1 protein-coding gene is annotated in these 1,529 nt (G+C 62.2%); it reads right to left on the bottom strand.

Annotation, left to right across the window (positions count from 1 at the left end; genetic code table 11):
• Window positions 1-1,529 (bottom strand): amino acid adenylation domain-containing protein (locus ACOQFP_RS01470; protein ID WP_421583214.1); only part of this gene is annotated, 1,529 nt, incomplete at both ends.

Genomic DNA, 1,529 nt, shown 5'->3' with positions numbered 1-1,529 from the left:
TCAGGTTCGGGTAGTGCGCGTCGGTCGAGTTTGCCTGCAGGAGTCAACGGAATCGACTCGAGCATCACCACTGCCGAGGGCACCATGTGCGCCGGCAACACCGAACCGGCATGCTCACGCAACGCCGCCGCATCCACACTGCTACCAGCGACCGGCAACACATACGAGACCAACACCGTCGAACCGGCCTGATTGTCACGACCGACAGTGACCACGAAATCGACACCCGACACACCGGCCAACACCGAATCGATCTCACCCAACTCGATCCGGAAACCACGCACCTTCACCTGGAAGTCGCTACGCCCCACATACTCCAACGCACCCGAGGAATTCCACCGCACCACATCACCGGTGCGATACATCCGCGAACCCGCACCACCGAACGGATTGGCCACGAACCGCTCCGCCGTCAAACCCAACCGCGCATGATAACCACGCGCCAACGCCGGACCCGCCAGATACAACTCACCCACCACACCCACAGGCACCGGATTCAACCGCGCATCCAACACCACCTCAGCGAAACCGATCGTCGGCGAACCGATATCGACCGACTCCCCCACCACCAACGCCGACGAAATCGACGAGAAAATCGTCGCCTCCGTCGGACCGTACGCATTGAACATCCGACGACCAGGAGCCCACCTCGCCACCAACTCCGGCGCACACACATCACCACCGGTAGCAACAACCTCCACCGACTCCAACCCCACCGGATCCACCGACGCCAACGCCGCAGGAGTCACGAACGCATGTGTCACCCGCTCAGCAGCAAGCAACGACGCCAACTCCACCCCACCGAACACCAACGGCGGAGCAATCACCATCGTCGACCCACCCGAGAACGCCAACACGAACTCGAGAATCGACGCATCGAAACTCGGCGACGCAAACGCCAACACCCGAGACGACGGCCCCACACCGAACCGAACCCGCTCCTCAGCAGCCAAGTTCCCCACACCACGATGAGTGACCACCACACCCTTGGGCACACCGGTCGACCCCGACGTATAAATCAGATACGCCGCATCATCGAGACGCAACACCCCCGAACGCTCCGCATCCAACACCGGAGCAGAAGACCGAAAAGCCAAATCCGCCACAACATCCGGATCATCGAGCACCACCCACGACACCCCACCGACACCCGACACCGCATCCGAATGCGCACCCAACGTAACACCCACCACAGCACCCGAATCGACCAACATGTGCTCGATCCGATCCACCGGATAACTCGGATCCACCGGCAAGAACGCACCACCGGCCTTCGCCACCGCCCACACCGCAACCACAGACTCCACCGACCGCGGCAACGCCAACGCCACAAACGACCCCGGACCCACACCACCCGACATCAACATCCGCGCCAACCGCGACGACGCCGCATCCAACTCACCATACGAAAGCACCCGAGAACCAGAAACCACCGCAACACCACCAGCACCGGCAACACCCACCGCACCAGCGAACAACTCCGGCAACACCACACCCGCAACAGACCGCGGACCACGAACCGGAGCAAG

This window comes from Rhodococcus sp. MALMAid1271 (genome assembly GCF_049195265.1).
Lineage (GTDB): Bacteria > Actinomycetota > Actinomycetes > Mycobacteriales > Mycobacteriaceae > Rhodococcoides.
Note: the sequence above shows the minus strand (reverse complement) of the source record. Positions and strands in the feature narration are given on the sequence as shown.